This is a genomic window from Actinoplanes sp. NPDC051343 (assembly GCF_044455125.1).
Taxonomy (GTDB): Bacteria; Actinomycetota; Actinomycetes; order Mycobacteriales; family Micromonosporaceae; genus Actinoplanes.
This window is the reverse complement of sequence record NZ_JBITEL010000012.1, coordinates 161,743-184,284: the sequence shown is the minus strand read 5'-3', so window position 1 is coordinate 184,284 and position 22,542 is coordinate 161,743. Positions and strand designations below refer to the sequence as shown.

General features: G+C 67.9%; 19 protein-coding genes and 2 tRNA genes. 6 read left to right on the top strand and 15 right to left on the bottom strand.

The window, feature by feature from the left end; all coding sequences use genetic code 11:
• A partial coding sequence (locus tag ACIA5C_RS34630; RefSeq protein ID WP_396062599.1) for a hypothetical protein occupies positions 1-214 on the top strand: 214 nt, incomplete at its 5' end.
• A gap of 22 nt (positions 215-236) precedes the next feature.
• Here ACIA5C_RS34630 and ACIA5C_RS34625 read toward each other — a convergent pair.
• The 10 genes from ACIA5C_RS34625 to gyrB all read right to left on the bottom strand — a co-directional run bounded on the left by ACIA5C_RS34625 (position 237) and on the right by gyrB (position 10,719).
• Entirely contained in the window at positions 237-632 is a 396-nt protein-coding gene (locus ACIA5C_RS34625; RefSeq protein WP_396062597.1) for an NUDIX domain-containing protein, read from the bottom strand.
• Positions 633-757: 125 nt separating this feature from the next.
• Positions 758-2,050 carry a class I SAM-dependent methyltransferase gene (locus ACIA5C_RS34620; RefSeq protein ID WP_396062595.1) on the bottom strand — a complete coding sequence of 431 codons (1,293 nt, stop codon included), beginning with the start codon at positions 2,048-2,050 and terminating at the stop codon, positions 758-760.
• 148 nt (positions 2,051-2,198) lie between these two features.
• On the bottom strand, positions 2,199-2,738 hold the full coding sequence (locus ACIA5C_RS34615) for a helix-turn-helix domain-containing protein (RefSeq protein ID WP_396062906.1): 540 nt from the start codon (positions 2,736-2,738) through the stop codon (positions 2,199-2,201).
• A gap of 65 nt (positions 2,739-2,803) precedes the next feature.
• The gene (locus tag ACIA5C_RS34610) at positions 2,804-3,463 is read right to left on the bottom strand and encodes a DUF6461 domain-containing protein (protein ID WP_396062593.1); all 660 of its coding nucleotides are present in this window, start codon (positions 3,461-3,463) and stop codon (positions 2,804-2,806) included.
• Positions 3,464-4,683: 1,220 nt separating this feature from the next.
• A tRNA-Ala gene (locus ACIA5C_RS34605) sits at positions 4,684-4,756 on the bottom strand.
• A gap of 11 nt (positions 4,757-4,767) precedes the next feature.
• Positions 4,768-4,896, bottom strand: a complete 129-nt coding sequence (locus tag ACIA5C_RS34600) for a DLW-39 family protein (protein WP_396062591.1) — start codon at positions 4,894-4,896, stop codon at positions 4,768-4,770.
• Between the two features lie 181 nt (positions 4,897-5,077).
• Positions 5,078-5,151 (bottom strand) — tRNA-Ile (locus ACIA5C_RS34595).
• Between the two features lie 81 nt (positions 5,152-5,232).
• Entirely contained in the window at positions 5,233-6,114 is an 882-nt protein-coding gene (locus tag ACIA5C_RS34590; RefSeq protein ID WP_396062589.1) for a DUF3566 domain-containing protein, read from the bottom strand.
• Between the two features lie 3 nt (positions 6,115-6,117).
• Positions 6,118-8,634, bottom strand: a complete 2,517-nt coding sequence (gene gyrA / locus ACIA5C_RS34585; RefSeq protein ID WP_396062587.1) for a DNA gyrase subunit A — start codon at positions 8,632-8,634, stop codon at positions 6,118-6,120.
• Between the two features lie 138 nt (positions 8,635-8,772).
• Complete coding sequence (gyrB, locus tag ACIA5C_RS34580; RefSeq protein WP_396062585.1) at positions 8,773-10,719, bottom strand: DNA topoisomerase (ATP-hydrolyzing) subunit B; 1,947 nt, start codon at positions 10,717-10,719, stop codon at positions 8,773-8,775.
• Between the two features lie 551 nt (positions 10,720-11,270).
• On the opposite strand from gyrB, the gene ACIA5C_RS34575 reads away from it, so the two are divergent.
• Positions 11,271-11,837, top strand: a complete 567-nt coding sequence (locus tag ACIA5C_RS34575; RefSeq protein WP_396062583.1) for a hypothetical protein — start codon at positions 11,271-11,273, stop codon at positions 11,835-11,837.
• A 74-nt stretch (positions 11,838-11,911) separates the two neighbouring features.
• On the opposite strand, the gene ACIA5C_RS34570 is transcribed toward ACIA5C_RS34575, so the two are convergent.
• The 5 genes from ACIA5C_RS34570 to dnaA form a co-directional block, all read right to left on the bottom strand.
• Positions 11,912-12,502 carry a DciA family protein gene (locus tag ACIA5C_RS34570; protein ID WP_396062904.1) on the bottom strand — a complete coding sequence of 197 codons (591 nt, stop codon included), beginning with the start codon at positions 12,500-12,502 and terminating at the stop codon, positions 11,912-11,914.
• A 325-nt stretch (positions 12,503-12,827) separates the two neighbouring features.
• A complete protein-coding gene (gene recF, locus ACIA5C_RS34565) occupies positions 12,828-13,958 on the bottom strand; it encodes a DNA replication/repair protein RecF (RefSeq protein WP_396062581.1) in 1,131 nt (376 codons plus the stop codon).
• 17 nt (positions 13,959-13,975) lie between these two features.
• A complete protein-coding gene (gene gnd, locus ACIA5C_RS34560) occupies positions 13,976-14,848 on the bottom strand; it encodes a phosphogluconate dehydrogenase (NAD(+)-dependent, decarboxylating) (protein WP_396062579.1) in 873 nt (290 codons plus the stop codon).
• 39 nt (positions 14,849-14,887) lie between these two features.
• Complete coding sequence (gene dnaN / locus ACIA5C_RS34555) at positions 14,888-16,021, bottom strand: DNA polymerase III subunit beta (protein WP_396062577.1); 1,134 nt, start codon at positions 16,019-16,021, stop codon at positions 14,888-14,890.
• Positions 16,022-18,267: 2,246 nt separating this feature from the next.
• Positions 18,268-20,097 (bottom strand): chromosomal replication initiator protein DnaA, encoded by a 1,830-nt coding sequence (gene dnaA, locus ACIA5C_RS34550; RefSeq protein ID WP_396062575.1) that lies wholly within the window; start codon positions 20,095-20,097, stop codon positions 18,268-18,270.
• A gap of 592 nt (positions 20,098-20,689) precedes the next feature.
• On the opposite strand from dnaA, the gene rpmH reads away from it, so the two are divergent.
• Genes rpmH through yidC form a run of 4 tightly spaced genes read left to right on the top strand, consistent with a single transcriptional unit; the run spans position 20,690 to position 22,516 of the window.
• On the top strand, positions 20,690-20,827 hold the full coding sequence (gene rpmH / locus ACIA5C_RS34545; protein WP_014695313.1) for a 50S ribosomal protein L34: 138 nt from the start codon (positions 20,690-20,692) through the stop codon (positions 20,825-20,827).
• A gap of 36 nt (positions 20,828-20,863) precedes the next feature.
• Complete coding sequence (gene rnpA / locus ACIA5C_RS34540) at positions 20,864-21,220, top strand: ribonuclease P protein component (RefSeq protein ID WP_396062573.1); 357 nt, start codon at positions 20,864-20,866, stop codon at positions 21,218-21,220.
• Positions 21,217-21,474: a membrane protein insertion efficiency factor YidD gene (gene yidD, locus ACIA5C_RS34535; protein ID WP_396062571.1), complete on the top strand. Its 258-nt coding sequence runs from the start codon at positions 21,217-21,219 to the stop codon at positions 21,472-21,474. The genes rnpA and yidD overlap by 4 nt, the downstream gene beginning before the upstream one ends.
• Position 21,475: 1 nt before the next feature.
• On the top strand, positions 21,476-22,516 hold the full coding sequence (yidC, locus tag ACIA5C_RS34530) for a membrane protein insertase YidC (protein ID WP_396062569.1): 1,041 nt from the start codon (positions 21,476-21,478) through the stop codon (positions 22,514-22,516).
• Positions 22,517-22,542: the final 26 nt, after the last annotated feature.

Below are 22,542 nucleotides of genomic sequence, written 5' to 3'. Positions count from 1 at the left end.
GCGCAAAGCCGAGAAGCCGCTGCCGCCCGCGAGCAAAGCCGAGAAGCCGCTGCCGCCCGCGAGCAAAGCCGAGAAGCCGCTGCCGCCCGCGAGCAAAGCCGAGAAGCCGCTGCCGCCCGCGAGCAAAGACCGGCGATCGTCAACGCACAGCCAATTCCCTGATCGCCCGGACAGTCGACCCCGTCGTCCCCGCAGTGTCCGCTTCAACGCCTGAGCAGCCCGGCCGCGTCGATCCGCTAGGTCGGCAGGACCACGATCATGGGCGGGACCAGGACGCCGTCGGTCTCGAGCGGCAGCTCGGGTGCGGGCAGCCAGTCGAGGCCGAGCGCCTCGGGTCCGACCCCGTCGTCGGCGCCCAGGCGGGGCTCGCCGTCGGCCACGGTCACGGAAAACACTGAGGTCATGCCCGACGGGTACGGCATTTCGAGGACGTATCGAGCGTCGCCGACCACCAGGCCGGTCTCCTCGAACACCTCGCGCCGCACCGCCTGCTCGGGGGTCTCACCAGGCTCTATGCCGCCGCCTGGCAGGGTCCACCACTCGCCGCCACCGAATCGTCGGCTCCGCTCGTGCACCATCAGCACACGGCCATCCCGCACGATCACGGCGGCGGCCCGTTTTCGTTCGCTCACGGTCGCAGGCTAACCGCCCGGCAGGCCGGCCCGCAGGACCACGTTGGTGGGTGTGAATAAGCCGATGGTTTACCCGGTCATTGCCGTGGTGCTCGAATCCAGAGCACCACGGCGTTACATCCCATTTACGCCAGATAGTCGATCCGCGTAGGGGGCATGTCACTCCTGCCGTCACGGTGTCCCTTCACCGCCAGGATCTGGTTGACGTTGATGTGGGCCTGCTCGAAGGCGAGCGCGGAAGCCGCCATGTAGAGCCGCCAGACCCGGGCCCGGCCAGGGCTGGTCAGGCGTACGGCGGTCGACCAGTCGGACTCCAGGTTTGCCACCCAGGCACGCAGCGTACGGGCGTAGTGCTCCCGGAGAGCGTGCACGTCGCGTACCTCGAAGCCCGCCTCCTCGAGGAGGGTGACCGTCGTGCCGACCGGCGCCAGTTCCCCGTCGGGGAAGACATAGGCGTCGATGAAGGAACGCTGCTCGTGCGGCTGCTTCGGCGGCAGGTGCAGGCGGCCGATCTGGTGGTTGAGCAGGCGCCCGCCCGGCCGCAGCTGGCGGTAGAGGATCTTGGCGTAGTCGAGGTAGGGCTCGGTGCCGACGTGCTCGGCCATGCCGACGCTGGAGATCGCGTCGAAGGGCCCGTCGTCGAGGTCGCGATAGTCCTGGATCCGGATCTCGACCTGGTCGGTGAGGCCGGCCTCGGCGACCGCCTTGCGGGCGTAGTCGGCCTGCTCGCCGGAGAGGGTGATGCCGAGCACCTGCACGCCGTAGTGCTTCGCCGCGTGCATGGCCAGGCTTCCCCAGCCGCAGCCGACGTCGAGCAGCCGCATCCCGGGTTTGAGGCCGAGCTTGCGGCAGATCAGGTCGAGCTTGTCGCGCTGCGCGTCGGCCAGACCGTAGCCGGCTTCGTCGTGCATCCAGTACGCGCACGAATAGACCATGCTCTCGCCGAGCACGATGCTGTAGAAGTCGTTCCCGACGTCGTAGTGCTGGCTGACTGCCTGCTTGTCCCGGCGTTTGCTGTGCTGGGCGCCACTGACGCGCATTTCTTCCGGGGGCGGCTTGGGTTGGGTGCCGATGATCCCGAGCTTGAACGCCTCGGCGACGACCGTACGCAGTGGCACGTCCTGGATGTCCGGCGAACGCCAGAGCAGCGCGGCGAGCCGGTTCAGCGCGTCGTACAGGTCGCCCTCGAGATCGATTTCGCCCGAGATGTACGCACGGGCCAGGCCGAGCTCGTTCGGCTGCCATATCAGGCGGCGTAACGCTCGCCTGTGCCGGACGATCAGCGTCGGCGCGTCTTCCGGACCGGCGACGGAGCCGTCCCAGGCGCGCAGCCGGATCGGCATGGGCATCTGCAGCAGATTTTCGAGAAGGCTTTTGAGCCTGGTCGCGACGCTCGGTGTGGGGGTGGTGGTCGGCATAGGAAACCTCCCAGCTGGAGGCGGTCACGGAGGGGGTATCGGCGTGACCGAATCTTGAACCGACTCACTATCCGCCCGACGCGGCAAATTACATAAGGTCCTTCTATTGTTTTGTGACTGACAACTCACAGTCCGCCAAAATGCCCGGTCACACCACCCGCAACACCCGTTCCAGGGTTTCCGCACGCATCGGCCGCGCTCGTTCCCGTCGGGTCTCGCCCAGGGCGTCGAGCACCCTCCGTCGCTCCACTTCGGACAGTATCCCGACGAAGGGTGATGTGCGCCGTAATTCCACCGCGTAGCCGGCCGAGGACGTCAGCACTTCCAGTACCGCTTCCGGCCCCTCGTCGATCACGGCCTGCCAGCGGTCGATCCACTCCCAGGAATGACCCTCGGGATGCAGTCGCCGCAGCCGACGCAGGTTGCTCGTGGCGGCGGCCAGGATCGCGGCCGGGTTGACGACGAACTTCCCGGCGATCGCCCGGTGCAACCACAGCTGCTCGGTTTCGGTGCGGCTCAGAGCCGGCCGGATCAGAGCCTCGACATCGGCGCGCCGCAGCTTGCGCTGCGTTCCTACCGAGACGTACGGGAGGAGACCGCGCGCGCAGAGATCTGACACCTGCCGTCGCGACGACCGGAGGAGGATCGCCGCTTCACCGATGCTCAGTAGTTCGGGGGATGTGCGCATCGTCACGCGAGGATGTTCTCGCTCGCCACTCCCGCAACGCAACAACCGAACGGCCGTTGACTCTTTCAGCTGGACCGTACTGACGACCGGGGCACGCTCGTGAACAGGTACGTAAGCGTCTCCAGCAGCTCTTTGGTCATCGCCACGCCGGTCATCCGTTCGATCAGCGCGAAAGCGGCCTCGGTGCAGTACGCACGGTATTCGTTCCGATCGCCCGGCCGGAGCCTCTGCGCCGCCGCGAACCCGGCCCCGTCGATGACCGGCCTCAAGTCCTCGGCACCACTACCGGCAATCCGGTCGGCCGCCATCGGGTCGAAGTCGAGTCGCACGCTCTGGTCGTCGAGCACCAGCAGCCGCCCGCGCCCGTCCTTCCCGCGATAGTGGGAGATCAGCGTCGTCCCGCGCGACAGCGGCCAGACCTGCGAATCCGTGGTGCCGAACGTCCCGCCGTCCTCAATCATCAGCGTCCACTCGGCCACGTGGGCAACGCCGTAGAAGTATCGATCGGCGCCGACCTCCTGCCCGTCCCCCGACCCGACCAGCTGATCCCACCCGATCCGCTCGAGCTCTTTCCCGCCGCTCTGCTTGATCACCTGCTGCGGCGTCCGCTCCCGGATCCACGTGAAACAGAACCCCTCACCGAAGTCCCGGATCCCACCGAACCACCGATAGTCCTCGGCCACCGCCGCCCGCCCGACAACAAGCAGCGACGAAACCGCCGGCACAGGCGACCGCCTGACTGAGGGCAGACCGGAGCCCCCACTCCCCCGAGGTACGGCCCCCACGCCGTTGGCCCCGCATCCGCCCAGCACACCGCCACCAAGAAGCCAGAACAAAGATCGCCGCCGCACCGAGCCAGTAGATCAGCCGAACCCCCCAAGGACCATCCCACTCGGGTTTTCCCCAGCCCCACCACATACACAAGAAGCGCGACCAAAAGGCCGCGCCATCCCAACCACACCTCCCGGCCCAGGGCCGCCGCCGGCATCCGCACCACCGCCCCGGCTCCCAAGCGCTGGGCCATGCAGCCTCCACCACCACACTTCGGCTCGCCCACCCAGCCGCTCCCACCGCAGCGCGCGGCTTCCAGGACTCGGCCCACAGCCGCACCCCACCGCGGCACCCAATCTTCAGGACTCACCCCCACAGCCGCACCCCACCGGCACGCAATTTCGGGGCTCGCGCACGGCCGCAATCACCGCTCACCGCAGCCTCGGTTCAGGATCAATCCCGTAAACGGAGTCACCGCGCTTATCGGGGTTCTACGGCGGAGTCCCACAACGGCCCACGGGGGGGTATGGAGGGTCTGCGCCCACAACCGCCCACCGAGCAGTGGGGGTGCGAGGCCACAACCTCCGCGTTTCTGCAGGCTGCGGCGCGACCGCCCACCGCGTTTCCTGTGAGGCTGGGCCCACGACGGCCCACCGCGCTTTCCAAGTGCGGAGCCACAACCGCCCGCTTTCCGGGGGATGGGTCATAACCGACCCACCGCGTTTCCCTAGGGGCTGGGCCCATAGCCGCCCACCGTGTTCCGGGGGCTAGGCCACAACCCACCCACTGCGTCTCCCAGGAAGCTGGGGGCGCACAGCCGCCCACCGCCTTTCCCAGGGGCCGGGTCCACCACCACCCATCGCACCGCGGATTACTGGCGGCTTAGCCAAAGCGGTCGAGCTCATCGCAGCAGGGAATTCCGCGGCCCGGCCCGCAGCCGACGCGGCCCGCAGCCGAACCCACCGCAACGCGGATTCCCTGGGGATCGGCCAGCGGAAGGACCCGCCGCACTCGTCGCGCCCGCCGCAAGGCAGGTTCCCGAAGGAGGTTCGCCCCCGCACCCGAACCCACCGCGCCCACCGCAACGCGGGGCGTCCGGGGGCTCGGCCCCCGGAGCAGACATGACGAGGGTCCCCGGTCCGCGCTTTCCGCGGACCGGGGACCCCGACACTCGTGGAGCCCAGGGGACTTGAACCCCTAACCCCCGCCTTGCAAAGGCGGTGCTCTGCCAGTTGAGCTAGGGCCCCCGAACCAAAACCTATCGAAGGTCAGGAGCAGTGGTGGCCTCATGCCACAACGCCCGCTCGTCGCTGGACGCCTTGACCTTCTTGATAACAAATGCAGCGGCACCAACCAGGCCCGCAACAATGAGGAGCTTCTTGAACATTGCCCAACTCCCAACGGATTACCGCGAGCGAAGCGAAGCGAGCGACCCGAGCAACCGAACCGAAGGTATTCCGCGAAGCGCAACCACCGCAACGCGGGGCGTCCGGGGGCTCGGCCCCTGGAGGGAAATGACGAGTGGGCCCCGGTCCGCCGTGTGTGCGGACAAGGGCCCCCGCCACTCGTGGGGCTAGATGGAATCGAACCATCGACCTCAGAGTTATCAGCTCTGCGCTCTAACCGACTGAGCTATAGCCCCGCGCGATTGCGACACCGAAGGTTACCGCACGGGCGTACGGGCCACCAAAACGGGGTGGCCCGTAACCCGGGCATGCTTGCCTCAGTCGCGCTCGGCCAGTGTGAGCTCGACGCCGCCGACCAGGTCGGCGCAGACGTTGTAGATGAACGCGCCGAGCGTCGCCAGGGCGGTGAACAGCACGACGTTGACCGCACCGATGAGCATCGACGTGCCGATGACGCCCCACGCGGTGATGCGGAAGCCCGTCTGGGTCGCCCCGTCGGTGCCGCCGCCGGCCGTCACCAGGGTCTTGAGGCTCTCGTTGACCGAGTTCCACACGCCCATGGTGTCGAGTGCCAGGTAGAGCACCGAGGTGGCGACCACGACGACGATGAACAGGACCACCGACACCGCGAACGAGAACTTCATCACGGACCAGGGGTCGATCCGCTTGAGGTTGAGCCGGGCCCGGCGGGGTCCGCGGCCGGCCGCCGCGGAGACGGTGGACCGGGCCGAACGGACTGCTTCAGAGACACGGGCCGCCCCGACTGCGGCCGAACCGGCCGCGCCGCCGCTGCTCGCACCGCCGCCGCTGTTGGGGCGCTGCTTGGGACTGCCGGGCTGGGCGGGCGAGCCGCCAGGGGCTCCTCCGGGGCGCTGCGGCGCCGGCGCCGATCCCGTACGCGGAGTGGCCGCGCTAGGCGCGGCCCCCTTGCCCTTCGTCACGATCGGCACGGTGGCCGAGCCCTTGGCGACTCCGGGCCCGCCGGGCCGTTTCGCGTCGGACGAATCGGTGTCGGCGGGCGGCTCGCCGGGCGGCGGGGCCATGCCCGGCGCCCGTGTGAACTTCGGCGGGGACGGGGCATCGGCGGGGACCCCCGCGCGGCCCGCGGGTTCGCGTCCGGCGCCGGCGTCCTTCTTGGCCGCCTCGCCCGGAGTCGCTGAGGTCCCGGGGCCCCCCGACTTAGCCTGTGTCTCCGGCATCAACTAGTCCTGTTCGTCAGGCTCGTCGGCATTGCGAGCAAGCGCCACGATGGTTACACCTTCTGGGAGGTCCATCAGCTTGACCCCCATTGTGTTCCGATCCCTCGTGCGCCGTACAGGCTTCACGGGAGTCCGGATGACACCACCATTGCTGGTGATGGCAAATAGTTCATCCTCCGGGCTGATCACCAGGGCACCCACCAGTCCACCACGACGCTCCGTGATTTTCGCAGTGAGAACGCCCTTTCCGCCCCGGCCCTGCACCGGGTACTCCTCGATGGGTGTGCGCTTCGCATACCCACCGTTGGTGGCGACCAACACATCCATACCGTCGCGTACGACCTCCATGGCCAGGAGCTCGTCGTCCCCGCTGAAGCGCATGCCGATCACGCCGGACGTGGCCCGGCCCATCGGGCGAAGTGCCTCGTCGGTGGCGTTGAACCGGATGGCCTGGGCGTGCTTGGAGACGAGGAGCAGGTCGTTCTCCGGTGCTACCAGGGCCGCCCCCACCAACTCGTCATCCTCCCGCAGGTTGATGGCGATGATGCCACCACTGCGGTTGGAGTCAAATTCGTCGAGGCGGGTCTTCTTCACGAGACCATTCTTAGTGGCGAGCACAAGGTACGGCTCGACCTGGTAGTTCGGGATCTGGATGATCTGCGCGATGTGCTCGTCGGGCTGGAAGGCCAGCAGGTTCGCGACGTGCTGTCCCTTGGCCGAACGCATGGCTTCGGGCAGCTCGTAGGCCTTGGCCCGGTAGACCCGGCCCTTGTTGGTGAAGAACAGCATCCAGTCGTGCGTCGAGATGATGAAGAAGTGCGAAACAATGTCGTCCTGACGCAGGATTGCGCCGCTCACACCCTTGCCGCCGCGCCTCTGCGATCGATACATGTCGACCTTGGTGCGCTTGGCGTAACCAGTTCGTGTGATCGTCACCACAACGTCTTCCCGCGCGATGAGATCCTCCATCGAGACCTCGCCGTCGAACGGGATGATCTGCGTCCGCCGATCGTCGCCGTACTTCTGGACGATCTCGCCCAGCTCCTCGGAGACGATCGCCCGCTGCCGCTCCGGCTTGGCGAGGATGTCCTTGAGGTCGGCGATGTCGATCTCGATGCGGGCGAGCTCGTCGATGATGCGCTGACGCTCGAGCGCGGCCAGCCGGCGCAGCTGCATGTCGAGGATCGCGCCGGCCTGCACGTCGTCGATGTCGAGCAGCTGGATCAGGCCGCCCTTGGCCTCGTCGGCGGTCGGAGAGCGCCGGATCAGAGCGATCACTTCGTCGAGCATGTCGAGCGCCTTGACCAAGCCGCGCAGGATGTGCGCGCGCTCCTCGGCCTTGCGCAGGCGGTACGCGGTCCGGCGCCGGATGACCTCGATCTGGTGCTCGACGTAGTAGCGGATGAACTGCGCGAGGTTGAGCGTGCGCGGCACCCCGTCGACCAGCGCCAGCATGTTGGCGCCGAAGGTCTCCTGCAGCTGGGTGTGCTTGTACAGGTTGTTGAGTACGACCTTGGCGACCGCGTCCCGCTTGAGGACGAGGATCAACCGCATGCCGGTACGGCCGGAGGACTCGTCGCGGATGTCGGCGATGCCGGTGAGCTTGCCCTCCTTGACCAGCTCGGCCACGCGCTCGGCGAGGTTGTCCGGGTTGACCTGGTAGGGCAGTTCGGTGACGACGAGGCACGGGCGGCCGCGGGAGTCCTCCTCGACCTCGACCACCGCGCGCATGCGGATCGAACCACGACCCGTGCGGTACGCCTCCTGAATGGCCGTCTGGCCGACGATCAGGCCGTAGGTCGGGAAGTCAGGACCCTTGACGATCTCCAGGACCGCTTCGAGCGTCGTGGCCTCGTCGGCCTCCGGGTGATCGAGCCCCCACTGCACGGCCGCGCCGACCTCGCGCAGGTTGTGCGGCGGGATCTTGGTCGCCATCCCAACCGCGATGCCCTCGGAGCCGTTGACCAGCAGGTTGGGGAACCGCGCCGGCAGGATCGTGGGCTCCTTGGCCCGGCCGTCGTAGTTGTCCTGCATGTCGACGGTGTCTTCGTCGATGTCGCGCAGCATCTCCATGGCCAGCGGCGCGAGCTTCGACTCGGTGTACCGCATGGCGGCCGGCGGGTCGTTACCCGCCGAGCCGAAGTTGCCGTTGCCGTCGATCAGCGGGTAGCGCAGCGACCACGGCTGGCCCATGCGGACCAGGGCGTCGTAGATTGACGAGTCGCCGTGCGGGTGGTAGTTGCCCATCACGTCGCCGACCACGCGCGCGCACTTGACGTAGCCCCGGTCGGGCCGGAAGCCGGCGTCGTACATCGCGTACAGGATCTTGCGGTGAACGGGCTTGAGGCCGTCGCGGACGTCGGGCAGCGCGCGGCCGACGATCACGCTCATCGCGTAGTCGAGGTACGAGCGCTGCATCTCGACCTCGAGGCCGACCGGCTCGACTCGCTGGGTCACACCGCCGCCGGTCTCCGCCTGGGGAACTTCGTCGCCGTCGGGGGATTCGGGAGTGTCAGTCACTGTTAACCCTTACTCAAGGTAAACCAGACAAGTGTGCCGAAAGCACGCGTCTCGCTGTGGATAACGTTGTGGAAAGAAGGGTCTCGCTGTGGATGACGGTGGGGGTGGCCGTTCAGGTTACGCACCACCCCACACTCGTCAGATATCCAGGAAGCGCACGTCCTTGGCGTTGCGCTGGATGAACGAACGCCGAGCTTCCACGTCTTCACCCATGAGCACGCTGAACAACTCGTCGGCCACCGCCGCGTCGTCAAGCGTGACCTGACGCAGCGTGCGCGTCGCCGGGTCCATCGTCGTGTCCCACAGCTCGTGGAAGTTCATCTCGCCGAGACCCTTGAACCGCTGGATGTCGTCCGGCTTCGCGTTCGCCTTCTTCTGCTGACGCAGCGCGATCAGTCCGTCACGCTCCCGGTCCGAGTACGCGTACTGCGCGTCGTCGCCCCGCTTGTTCCACTTGATCTTGTAGAGCGGTGGGGCCGCCAGGTAGACGTGGCCCATCTCGACCAGCGGCCGCATGAAGCGGAACAGCAGGGTCAGCAGCAGGGTCTGGATGTGCTGGCCGTCCACGTCCGCGTCGGCCATCAGCACAATCTTGTGATAGCGCAGCTTGGCGACGTCGAAGTCCTCGTGGATGCCGGTGCCCAGCGCGGTGATCAGCGACTGGACCTCGTTGTTTTTCAGTACCCGGTCGATCCGGGCCTTCTCCACGTTCAGGATCTTGCCGCGGATCGGCAGGATGGCCTGGATCTGGCTGTCGCGGCCCTGCTTGGCCGAGCCGCCGGCTGAGTCACCCTCGACGATGAACAGCTCGGACACCCGCGGGTCGGTCGACTGGCAGTCGGCCAGCTTTCCCGGCATCGAGCCGGACTCCAGCAGCGACTTGCGGCGAGCCAGCTTGCGGGCCTGCTGCGCGGCGATCCGGGCGCGGGCTGCCTGGTCGGCCTTGGTGATGATGGTCTTGGCGTCGGCCGGGTTGCGGTCGAACCAGTCGGCCAGCTGCTCGTTGGTCACCCGCTGGACGAAGCTCTTCATGTCGGTGTTGCCGAGCTTGGTCTTGGTCTGGCCCTCGAACTGCGGGTTCTGCAGCTTCACCGAGATGATCGCGGCGAGACCCTCGCGAATGTCCTCGCCCGAGAGGTTCTGGTCGCCCTTGAGGAGCTTCTTGTCCTTGCCGTACCGGTTCACGATGCTCGTCAGCGCGGCGCGGAAGCCCTCCTCGTGGGTGCCGCCCTCATGCGTGTTGATCGAGTTGGCGAACGTGTAGACCGACTCGCCGTACGACTCGTTCCACTGCATGGCGATCTCGACCGCCATGCCCTCCTCGACCGACTCCGTACCGAAGTCGATGACCGTCTTGTGGATCGGGGTCTTGGTCTGATTGAGGTGGCGTACGAAGTCGGAGATGCCGTCCTCGTACATGAAGGTGACCGTGCGGTGGTTGCCCTCTTCGTCGACCGAGCGCTCGTCGGTGAAGTTGATCGTCAGCGCCTTGTTGAGGAACGCGTACTCCTGGAGGCGCCGGTAGATCGTCTGGAAGTCGAACTCCAGCGTCTCGAAGATCTTGCCGTCGGGCCAGAACTGCACGGTCGAGCCGGTCGTCGTGGTCGCCTCGCCCTTCTGCAGGGGGCCCGGCTTGGACGCCGTGTAGTCCTGCCGCCAGACGAAGCCGTCCTTGTGGATCTCGACATGCATCTTGGAGGACAGCGCGTTGACGACCGAGACGCCGACGCCGTGCAGACCACCGGAGACCTTGTAGGCCGTGCCTTCGAACTTGCCGCCCGCGTGCAGGATCGTCAGCGCGACCTCGACGCCCGGCTTCTTGAGCTTGGGGTGCAGGTCGACCGGGAAACCACGGCCGTTGTCGGTGACCGAGACACCACCGTCGGCCAGTAGAACCACGTCGACGGTGTCGCAGTAGCCGGCCATGGCCTCGTCTACGGCGTTGTCCACAACCTCCCAGACCAGGTGGTGCAGACCGCGCTCACCCGTGGAGCCGATGTACATACCCGGACGCTTGCGAACTGCCTCGAGGCCTTCGAGAACGGTGATCTGACCGGCACCGTATTCCTGCTCTTTCTCTGCCACCCTCGGCCACTTTCTCGTGCGAAGACCCTGTACAGGGCCCCGAACGGGGTTGGCGGGCCGCCAAGCGACTGCCGGCGGGCACGGGGTTGCACCACAGGACAACCCGCGGGGAGGAGCGGACCACCGGTGGAACCGTGCACGCCGGTCGCCGCGGAGCGCCCGCGGATCGTGATCGGCTGGGAAAAACGCGTAGTGTGACGACTGCGAACGGAGCGCAGTCGTCACCCTATGCAATGCCACTACGGCATTTCCCGGTCTGCATCGATTCTACTCCGCGAAATCCAGTTCGCGGGGGTCCGGCACCCCTTCCGGGTGCCTCAGATTGCCGTAGGGCCGTTGAGCCCGCTACCCACGTCTCCCCCTACACGGCATCACCGCCCGGCGCAATCGGCGCGGATCCGGCTGTCGATCGTCGGGGCGCGCCTGACGCAATGTACGGGCACGCACTGCGACACTGCCTCACAACGGCGCGCGCTGGTGTCGTAACCTCGCCCGCGCGGGCCGGTGCATGGCCGGACGGCCGCGAGGCAGGGCGAGGAGGGGTGGCCCCCATGGCGCACGACAAGGGGCTGGAAAACGTCGCGGTGCACTGGCCCCGGACGAATCAGTACTACGACCCGGTGGCTCCCGCGGAGTTCGTCGACTTCGGGACGGTCGCCGACACACCGGACGTCGCGGCGCCCACCGGTGCGCTGGCTCTGCACATCGCCAAGAACGGCACGGTGCGGGCCACGGCGTACACCGAGCTGGTCGATCTGCTGCTCGGTCTCAACGGCGTGCTGTACGCGACCGACGCCGCGGCCGAGGACGAAGACCCGGTGATCGACCCGGATGGCTGCGCCTGGATCGCCGGCGGCCTCGAGCGCTTCGTCGAGAGCCACACGCAGTTCGGCAACCTGGTCACCTTCGACACCGTCGCCGAGGTCATGCGCGGCGCGGTCGCCGGCGGACGGCTCCCCGAGCAGCAGCTGCGCTGGCTCGATCAGCGGCTGGCGGCGCTGCGTGACGACGCCGGCAACGCTCCGCACTGGAGCTTCGCGCTCAGCGAACTGGCCGTGCTCGCCGGCTTCTACCGCCGCTGCGCCGAGCGCGGCTTCGCCGTCTTCGCCGACTACTGACCGCTGACCCGGCTGACCGCTGACCCGGCTGACCGCTGACCCGGCTGACCGCTGACCCGCTGACTTGGCCCGGATCAGCCGTAAGTGTCGCGCGGGCCGCGGCCCTGCACCCGGCGCGGGCCCTTGGTCCACGAGGGTGCGGCCGGCCCGTGTATCTGCAGCTTGATGACGACGTTGTGGCCGACCTCGGCCGCGATGCTCTTGAGCAGGGTGGCCGCCAGCAGACGTAGCTGCGTCGCCCACGCGGTCGACTCGGCCTCGACGGTCAGCACACCGGCATCCAGCTTGATCGGACGGCTGTGCTTGGCGATGTCCGGGCCGACCACCCGCTCCCAGGCGCCGAAGACGGTCGCCTCGGCCTTGGGCTTCTCCCAGCCGCGCGCCTTCATCAGGCGGTCGAGGACGGCGCCGAACTTCTGCGGGTCGCGCGGGTCGGGCCCGGGCCCGGAATAACCGCGAAGCCGCCGGCCCGAGCCCTCCCCGGCCGGACGCCGCCGCGGATTGCGGGCGGCCTCGCGGCGCTTGGCGAGCGCCGCATCGAGGACGGCCCGAGCCAGGTCGGGCCCGGCCAGATCAGGGTCGCCCGCCTCGCTCGCACCAGCTTTCCCGACGCCGCCGGCCGGTTCGGGCTCGGAGCCGCTGGCCGACTCAGGCCCGGACCTGATAGTCGACCCGGGCCCGGGCCTGACAGTCGACCCGGGGTCGGAGCTGACGGCCGGTTCGGGCCCGGAGCTGACAGCCGGTTCGGGCCTGCGCGTCGCATTGGATCGGCCCGGCACCGCCGGCTCGCCGCGCGGGGAAGGCGTCTGAGCGGGCCGCTGGGCGCCGGAACGGCCCGCGCCCGAGACGCGGGTGGCCTCGGCAGGGCCTGACGGCTCTGCGGGCGACTCAGCGGGCCACTCAGCGGGCCACTCAGCGGGCCGGGAATTGCGCGACGCGGGGCGGTGGGCCTGTGGATAAACACCGTCACCTGTGGACAGCGGTTGTTCGTCAGCCGACACGTTCCACCGATCCCGGGGTGACGGAGTAGCGGGCGCCGACCAGAGTCGCCGGGACGTCCTCGGGGACCGCACAGGTCACCAGGAGCTGGCCGGCGTCGCTGACCAGGGCGGCGAGCCGATCGCGGCGGCCGGCGTCGAGCTCGGCGAAGACGTCGTCGAGCACCAGCACCGGCTCGATCCCGTCGCTGCGCAGCAGATCGTACGCCGCCAGGCGCAGAGCCAGGGCGAACGACCAGGACTCGCCGTGACTGGCGTACCCCTTCGCCGGCAGATCGCCGAGGGCCAGCGTCAGGTCATCACGATGCGGGCCGACCAGCGTGACGCCGCGTTCGACCTCGGCGGTCCGCCGGTCGGCGAGGGAGGCGAGCAGGGCCTGCTCCAGGGCGGGCCGATCCGGGACGAGATCTTCGCCCAGCGGGGACGCGTACGAAATCGAGGCCGCCGACCGCCCAGCCGCCACCGCGTCGTAGGCCTTGGTGAGATGCGGCCCGAGGGCCGCTGCGAGCTCGAGCCGACCGGCCAGCAACTCGGCGCCGTGATGGGCCAGGTGCTGATCCCAGACCGCGAGGGTGGAGAGATCCTGTCCGCGGTTGCCGCCGACCTTGCGGGTCAGATAGGCCGTACGCAACAGGGCGTTGCGCTGCTTGACGACGCGGTCGTAGTCGGCGCGCACTCCGGCGTAGCGGGGCTGCCGGGCGACCAGCAGGTCGTCGAGGTAACGGCGGCGGACGGCCGGGTCGCCGCGGACGAGTTCGAGATCTTCCGGCGCGAACAGCACCATGCGCAGGGCACCGAGGATCTCCCGCGGGCGGCGGACCGGCGAACGGTTGAGGCGGGCCCGGTTGGCCTTGCCGGGAACGATCTCCAGCTCGACGAGCAGCTCGCGTCCATCGTGGACGAGCGTGCAACGGATGACCGCCGAGGTGGCACCCGCCCGGACCAGTGGGGCGTCGGTGGCCACCCGGTGACTGTCCAGAGTGGCCACGTAACCCAGCGCCTCGACCAGATTGGTCTTGCCCATGCCGTTCTGGCCGACCAGTACGGACACGCCCGGGTCGAGGTCGGCCGCCACCCGCTCGTAGGAACGGAAGTCGGTCAGCTCGACCCGGCGTACAAACATCCTTCGATCAGCCTCGGTCAGCCCACGACGGCGTGGCCGCCGAACTGCTGGCGCAGTGCGGCGACGGCCTTCATCGCGGGCGAGTCCGGCTGGCGCGACTCGAAACGCGTGAACAGCGAAGCGGCGATGACGTGCAGCGGAACGGCCAGGCGGACCGCCTCGTCGACCGTCCAGCGGCCCTCACCGGTGTCCTCGGCGTAGCCCTTGAGCTTGCCCAGCTCGGGGTCGCCGTCGAGCGCCCGGTCGAGCAGGTCGAGCAGCCACGACTTGACGACGCTGCCCTCGCGCCAGCTCTTGATCGCGCCGGGGACGTTGTCGACGTACTCCGAGGCCTCGAGCAGCTCCCAGCCCTCGGCCAGGGCCTGCATCATGCCGTACTCGATGCCGTTGTGAACCATCTTGGTGTAGTGACCGGCGCCGACCGGGCCGGCGTGGACAAAGCCGTACGGACCCGCCGGCTTGAGCGCCTCGAAGATCGGCATGGCCCGGGCGACGTGGTCGGCCTCGCCACCGACCATCAGGGCGTACCCGTTCTGGCTGCCCCAGATGCCGCCGGAGACGCCGCAGTCCATGTAGCCGACGCCCTTGGTCTTGAGGCGCTCGGCCCGCGGACGGTCGTCGGTGAACTTGGAGTTTCCGCCATCGATGATCAGGTCGCCCTCGCTGAGCAGGTCGGCGAGGGTGTCGATGGTGTTCTCGGTGATCTCGCCGGCCGGGACCATGGTCCAGACCACGCGAGGAGCGGCCAGCTTGTCGACGAGTTCTTGGAGCGAAGAGACGTCGGAGATGTTCGGGTTGTGATCGAATCCGACCACCTCGTGCCCGGCGGCGCGGACCCGCTCGCGCATGTTCCCGCCCATCCGGCCGAGGCCGATAAGGCCGAGCTGCATGGTGTTCCCCCTAGATGTGCGTTTCTCTCCCGCTCAGTATCAGCGAGTTACCCGGATCGGCATGATCAGATAGCGGTAACCGGGCACGATTTCGCCGTTTTCGCCTGCGGGAGAGATCACAGCGGGCTTGAACGCGTCGACGAACGACAGCACCGCGTTGGGGGCACCGAGGTTCTGCAGGCCGTCGATCAGGTACTGCGGGTTGAAGCCGATGGTCAGCGCCTCACCGGTGAAGGCCGCCTCCATCGCCTCGCTGGCCCGCGCCTCCTCCGTCCCACCGGCCTCGACCACCAGCCCGTCCTCGCTGAAGCTCAGCAGCACCGGGGTGGTGCGCTCGGCGACCAGCGCGACCCGTCGCACGACCTCGACCAGGGACGCGACGGCGACCCGGGCCTCGGCATTGTGGCTGGCCGGGAACAGCGAGCGGACCGGCGGGTAGTTGGCGCCGTCGAGCAGCCGGCTGGTCGTACGCCGGGTGCCGCCCGCGAGACCCACCATGCCCTCGCCCGCGTTGCCCTGGGCCAGCGCCAGCGTGACCGCCCCGCCGATCGGGCCGAGAGCCTTGGCGGTGTCGTTGAGGGTCTTGGCGGGCACGAGCGCGTTGAGGCTGATCTCCGAGTCGTCGGGGTTCCACTCCAGCTCGCGCATCGCCAGCCGGTAGCGGTCGGTGGCCAGCATCGCCATCGACGAGCCGTTCAGCTCGATGCGTACGCCGGTCATCATCGGCAGGGTCTCGTCACGACCGGCTGCGATCGCCACCTGGGCGACCGCGGAGGCGAAGGTGGCCGCGTCGACCGTGCCCGCGCTGGACGGCATGTCGGGCAGGCTCGGGTAGTCCTCAACCGGCATGGTCGGCAGCGTGAAGCGCGCGCTGCCGCAGACCAGTTCGAGGTGAGCGCCGACCGCGGCGATGTCGACCGGCTTGGCCGGGAGTGCCTTGGTGATCTCGGCGAGCAGGCGGCCGGAGACGAGGGCGGCGCCGTCGGCGTCGGCCTGCACCTCCACGCTCACCTGACTGGAGACCTCGTAGTCGAAGCCGGAGACCTGTAGCCGGCCGTCGGTGACTCGCAGCATGACGCCGGCGAGCACCGGCACCGACGGCCGGCTGGGAAGGCTCTTGGCCGTCCATGCCACGGCGTCGGCGAGTGCGTCTCGCTCCACCCGGAACTTCATGCTGTCCTCCGCGTCGCTTCCTCTATAGGGATCCGTGGACCCTCAGGAACTCTATGGCGCGTAGCAAGCCGGTGCGCCCGCGGCCCCGGTGCTGCGAAGTGAGACCGAGGGTCTTCGGCCTCAATCCGGCTCATCCACACCTTCCCCAACGCTGATGATTGCTTTTCGTTGTCTCAGAAGAACATCTAGTCGTCTTCATCGGTCCTGTGCATAGTGTGGAGAACTCATGTTGATGCAGGTCAGCGGGTTATCCACCGGTGATTCACATGTGGGCAACCGGGGTACAACCGTGGGTTTGGGTCCACAGTCGTCGCGCTGACGGGCGTTGTCCACCGTTGTCCACCGGCTATCCACCGGATATCCACGGGGTTTGTCCCCCGAGGTGTGGACAACGTTGAGACGCTACCGGCCCGTCGTCCCCAGAACCTTCAACAGGAAATCCACACCCGTCCACAGGCGGTGGACAAATTCGTGACTCTTCGTGTTTGTCCACATCGATTTCCCCACGCTTGATCCACATCTGTGGGGTTCGGGTCCTCGCCTTGTCCACCGCTGGGGATAACAACCTGTGGAGACCTGTGAATTGGTGTGGATAACGTTGGCACGAAACGGTTCCGTCCTGACGTTGACAAAGTGGGTTGGTGGTGGATCGGCTTTCGGGCCGTTTGGTGGGGTGATGAGTGGATCTTCTGGGGATAACGGGCGGGTGTGGATGGGCCGTTTCTGAGACGCGATCTTGCATCGTCATCGGTCGGTGGGTGTGGTTGCGGCCTTGGTGAGCTGGGGTTATGCGGTTGTCCACCGGGCTGGGGCGGCTGTGGGGTTGTGGGCGTCGTTGGGGACAACTTTGTGGGAAAGCTGGGCTTGCCTGTGGAGGCCTGTTGATAAGTCGGCGGCGCACGGGGTTTTCGGGCTGATCCGGCGCTCTTTTGCTGGGGATCGCGCCGGAGGGCTGTGGCTTCTGGTCTGCGGACGCCGGCGCCGTTTCGCCGGAATCGGCGGGCGTTGGTGGATGGGTCTGCTGGCCGGCGCTTGAGCAGCTTTCACCCGATCGATCCGCCGGCGTGGCTGTCGTTCGAGGTGCTGCGGTCCGATCGGCTGCCCAAGCGGCTCGCCTGATGGCCCGTGCGAGCCCTTGCCGGCCGATCGACCCAAGCGAGCCGTTGCCATCCGAGACCCGTTCGAGCCCTTGCCGTCCGATCCGGCTGGGGCGAATCGTTGCCGCGCGAGTCGTTGCTGTCCGACCGGCTCGTGCGAGCCGTTGTCGTGCGAGCCGTTGTCGTGCGAGCCGTTGTCGTGCGTGCCGTCGTCGTGCGAGTGGTCCGAGGTGGGCACGGAAGTTGGACTACACCAGCAAGTCGATCTATCTGGCGGCATTGATGACGTCCGCGAGTTAGGCGTTTGAGCCGTCAACCCGGGGGCGTTGCTGCCGTCACGGTTAGCCGTCCGACCTGGGCGCGTCGGTGCCGTTGGGGGTTAGCCGTTCGGCCCGTGGTGTTGCTGTCGTCGGAGTCGGCGCGGGCTGTCGAGGCACTCGTTGCTTTTGTCCAGCCGCTGTTTGCTGGCCCGTCTGTTAGATCTGGGGCCGTCGCCCGTCGCCCGTCATCTGGGTTGGTTCGGAAAGCTCATCCGAGCCGCCGAGCCGCCGAGCCGCCGAGCCGCCGAGCCGCCGAGCCGCCGAGCCGCCGAGCCGCCGAGCCGCCGAGCCGCCGAGCCGATGGGGCTGACTGCGTGATCAAATCCGTGCCGCAGTGCACCCGCGGCCCCACCCTCTACTGGGTGGGGCCAGCCAAGCACGAGGGTCTGACGTTTTTTGATAGCGGTCCACAGGAGTACGGGCCTCGGGATCTGCGGCTGCGGCCCGGACCGCCCCCACCCCGTTCTCTGGGAGGGGTGAAAGTGAAGCACCCGGGTCTGACAGCTTTTCCGTGTCGTCCACAGGAGTGCCGTCGACACTTGTTTTACGTTCAACTTTTGCCCATTCGGGCAATGCGGACGGGTCAACAGCCTGGGCAACGAGGGGGCGCGGGACGCAGGGCGGGCGATTGCGACGGCCGCGAAGAGCCGGGCGGGGCGAGGCGGCTTGGCCCGCGGAGACAGCTCGAGTTGACCGGCGATCTCGCCGACTAGCCGGGGAGAAGCTGATCCGGCCGGAAGGCCGGCAAGGAGGGTGACCCCGCGCCTGGATGGGGCTGCTTGCCGGGGCGCGCGACTTTGCGGTTGGGGGCCGGCTTGCGCGTACGTCTTCAGGTGCTTTGTTTGATGCGGTTCGTGAGTTCGGCGATCTGGTTGTAGAGCGAGCGCCGCTCGGCCATGTGCTGGCGGATTTTGCGGTCGGCGTGCATGACCGTGGTGTGGTCGCGGCCGCCGAAGGCCTGTCCGATGCGGGGCAGGGATAGATCGGTGAGTTCGCGGCAGAGGTACATGGCTACCTGGCGGGCGTTGACCAGCACTCGGGAGCGGGAGTGTCCGCGGAGGTCTTCGAGGCTGACGCCGAAGTAGTCGGCGGTCGAGACCATGATCTGGTCGGCGGTGATCTCGGGGCCGCCGCCGTCGGGCATGAAGTCGCGGAGGACTTCTTCGGCCAGGGATAGCTGGACCTGCGCGCGGGTGAGGCTGGCGAACGCGGTCACCCGGATGAGTGCGCCCTCGAGTTCGCGGATCGAGTTCGAGACGCGCGAGGCGATGAACTCGAGGACGTCGTCGGGGGCGTACATCCGCTCCTGAGCGGCCTTCTTCTGGAGGATCGCGATGCGCGTCTCCAGGTCGGGCGGCTGGATGTCGGCGAGCAGGCCCCACTCGAAGCGGGTGCGCATGCGGTCTTCGAGGGTGGCCAGCTGGCGCGGTGAGCGGTCGGAGCTGATCACGATCTGTTTGTTGGCGTTGTGCAGCGTGTTGAACGTGTGGAAGAACTCTTCCTGGGTGCGCTCGCGGTTTTCCAGGAACTGGATGTCGTCGATGAGCAGGATGTCGACGTCACGGTAGCGCCGCTGGAAGGCCTGCGTCTTGTCGTCGCGCAGGCTGTTGATGAAGTCGTTGGTGAACTCCTCCGTCGAGACATAACGGACGGAGCGGGCGTGACCGAGTGTGGTCGCGTAGTGGCCGATCGCGTGCAGCAGGTGCGTCTTGCCCAGGCCGGAGCTGCCGTAGATGAACAGCGGGTTGTAGGCCTTGGCCGGTGACTCGGCGACGGCGACCGAAGCGGCGTGCGCGAAGCGGTTGGACGAGCCGATGACGAACGTCTCGAACATGTACTTCGGGTTGAGCCGGTTGCCGTCGTTGGTGCCGCGCGGGTTGCTGCTCGGGCGCATATCCATCGGGGCGCGGCCGGGGCCGTTGTCGCCGCCCCGCATCTGCATGGTGTCGTCGCGCCGGTCCTGGCCGAGCAGAGTAGGGCGGTCGTCCGGGCGGCGCAGGTCGTCCGGGCGGCGCAGGTTGTTCTGCAGCTGGGTCGGGTCGGACGCCATGCGGTGGGGGGCGTCGTTGACCTCGCGGTCGGGCAGCTTCTCGGGGGCGCGGGCGGCAGGCATCTGCGGTGCCGGCGGGATCTGAGCCTGTGGCACCGGATCGGCGAAGAGCGCTTCCTGGCCGCCGCGGGCGGCGGGCACGGTTCGGGGGTACGCCGTGGGCGGTGCCTGGCGCTGTGCCGAACCGTTCGTGTAGGTCTCGGTCAGGTGACCGTACGCCGGGGGAGGCTCGGGCGGTTCCGCGTAGAGCGGAGGCTCGGCGTAGTGGCGCGGCTGCGGCTCACCGAGATCGTCGGCGGTTCCCTCGACCGGGGTGCCGTAGACCGTTCCGGGCATGCCGGTGCCGTCCTCGGGGGGTTTGACCGTGACCGCGACCTGGATCGGCCGGTTCAGCCGGCGGCTCAGCGTCTCGGTGATCGCCGGGCGCAGACGTGACTCGATCACGTCCCGAGTGAAGGCGTCCGGTACGGAAATCAGCGCGGTGTCCTCGACAATGGCGCGCAGCTTGGTGAGCTGCAGATAAGCGCGCTGCTGGCGCGACGAGATCTCGTCAACCAGTTCCTCCAGCGTCGCTTTCCACACATCGCCCAGGTCGACCTGATCGGCCACCGCCGCGCCACCCCCATCGCCACCGACCCCCGGTGGACCTTGTCCGGCTCATCGCCTTATGCCCGTCGTTGCCTTGGCAGGCACCCGACGGCTCCCCCCCAACCCAGCACATCTAACGTGCCGAAGACGTTCGGCGCCACCGGTTGTCCACAGGTTATCCACAACCTGTGTACGCGCCGGCGGTCGCTCCCCGGCCGGATGGTCGGCAGACTTCCCGGAGCCTGAAACGGCGCGGATGAACAGGCTCATCGTGGCGAACGATTCACCTGCTTGTCTGGTTTTGGCCGATCCGTCGTGCTATGCGAACAGTGCTGATGACCAGCAAACGGGCACGCTAACAGCGAGGTCGGCGTGGCTACAACTGCCGTATCGGCCGACAAGCGCCCCAAGGCAGGAAAAGATTCACGACGCGCGCAGAAAGACGAGGTGCCTGACATGGTGATCTCGGCTGTCGGCGTGCCGACCCAGGATATGGTTGACCGGCTCAGGGGCCCTGCGTAGGGTCGAGCGGTTGCCTCGGTGCGCTCTGGTAAAGTGGCGTCCTGCAGCTTCTTTAACACCCCCTGGATGAGTACGAAGACGGAGTTTTGACGTGAGCAAGCGCACCTACCAGCCGAACAACCGCCGGCGTGCCAAGACCCACGGTTTCCGGCTGCGCATGCGCACCCGCGCCGGCCGTGCCATCCTGTCCGCTCGCCGGGGCAAGGGTCGCGACAAGCTGTCCGCCTGAGCGGACGGCAGTCCGACCCGGAATGCTCAGGTAATCGTGCTGGCCGCGGCGCAGAGACTGCGGCGTAGCGCGGACTTCGCCGCAGCGATTCGCGGTGGGCGCCGAGCAGGCCGGGGCGCAGTGGTCGTTCATTTCCTTCTCGAGGAGCCGGCGCAGGCCATGACGGCACGCGCCGGCTTCGTCGTGTCCAAGGCCGTCGGCAACGCGGTGGTCCGTAACAAGGTCCGTCGCCGCCTGCGGCACCTGGTCCGCCCGCTGCTCGCCGAGCTGCCCGACGGCACGACGGTGGTGGTCCGGGCCCTGCCCGCGGCGGCCACGGCCACCTTCCCGGCCCTGTCGCAAGATCTTGAGGCGGCGCTGGCCGCGGCTCGCAGACCCCGGCGGCAACGATGAGCCTGCTTGCCCGCGTGCTGACCGCGCCGATCGTCGCGTACCGTCGTTATGTGAGTCCGGCACTGCCGGCCCGCTGCCGGTTCTATCCCTCGTGCAGCGCGTACGCCGAGGAGGCGATCGCGCGGCACGGCGCGCTGCGGGGGTTGGGTCTTGCGGTGCGTCGTCTGCTGCGCTGTCACCCCTTCCACCCTGGCGGGTACGACCCGGTCCCTGACCCGATCCGTCACCGTCCTGTTGATGTGACTGGAGCTTGAATTGAGTCTCGACTGGATCTACACGGCGATCTCGTGGATCCTCCTGCGCTGGCACGCATTGTGGGACGCCATCGGGATCCCGGACGACAAGGTCCTCGGGACCAACTGGTCCTGGGTGCTCGCCATCATCTTCCTGGTGGTGACGCTGCGCGTCATCCTGTTCCCGGTCTTCGTCAAGCAGATCAAGTCGCAGCGGGCGATGCAGTCGCTCCAGCCGAAGATCAAGGAACTGCAGAACAAGCACAAGGGTGACCGCGAGACGCTCCAGAAAGAAATGATGGAGCTCTACAAGACCGAGAAGGCCAACCCGCTCATGGGCTGCCTCCCGATGGTCCTGCAGATTCCGGTCTTCATCGGTCTCTTCCACACCCTGCGGCACCTGGTGCCGGGCCGTAACGCCACGCTGTACGGGTGGAGTGAGGCGCAGTTCGAGAGCGCCACCCAAGCTCACCTGTTCGGTGTCCCGCTGCCGTCCCAGTTCGGCTCCAGCCCCGCCCAGCTGGCGAGCCTCGGCGCCAACGGCACCCACGTCAAGATCCTCGCCGCGGTGCTGGTGCTGATCATGATGGTGACCACGTACGCCACCAGCCGTCAGATGATCCTCAAGACCGGCTGGGCGGAAGACCCGCAGCAGAAGATGATCCAGCGGTTGATGCTGTACGGCATCCCGCTGTCCCTGCTCGTCTCCGGTTCGCTGTTCCCGATCGGTGTGATCATTTACTGGGTTACCAACAACCTGTTCACGCTGAGCCAGCAGCAGTGGGTGCTCCGCAAGTTCCCGCCGCCGCAGGTGGCCGGCCGGGCGAACCCGTCGGCGCCCCTGCGCCCGGCGGCCGCCCCGGCCAAGCCCGGCGCCAACGGCTCGGCCAAGAACACCCCGGTTCAGCCGCCCCGCACCGGCGGCCTCTTCGGTCGCAAGGCGGCCGCAATCCAGGAGCCGGAGGTTCCGGCGGTCGAAACCAAGGCGCTGGCGCCCAAACCCGGTGCCAAACCGGTGAATCCCAAGAAGGGCGCCCGACCGGCGAGCAAACCCAAGGGATGATCGCGGCTCGGACGCCTTCGGGCGTC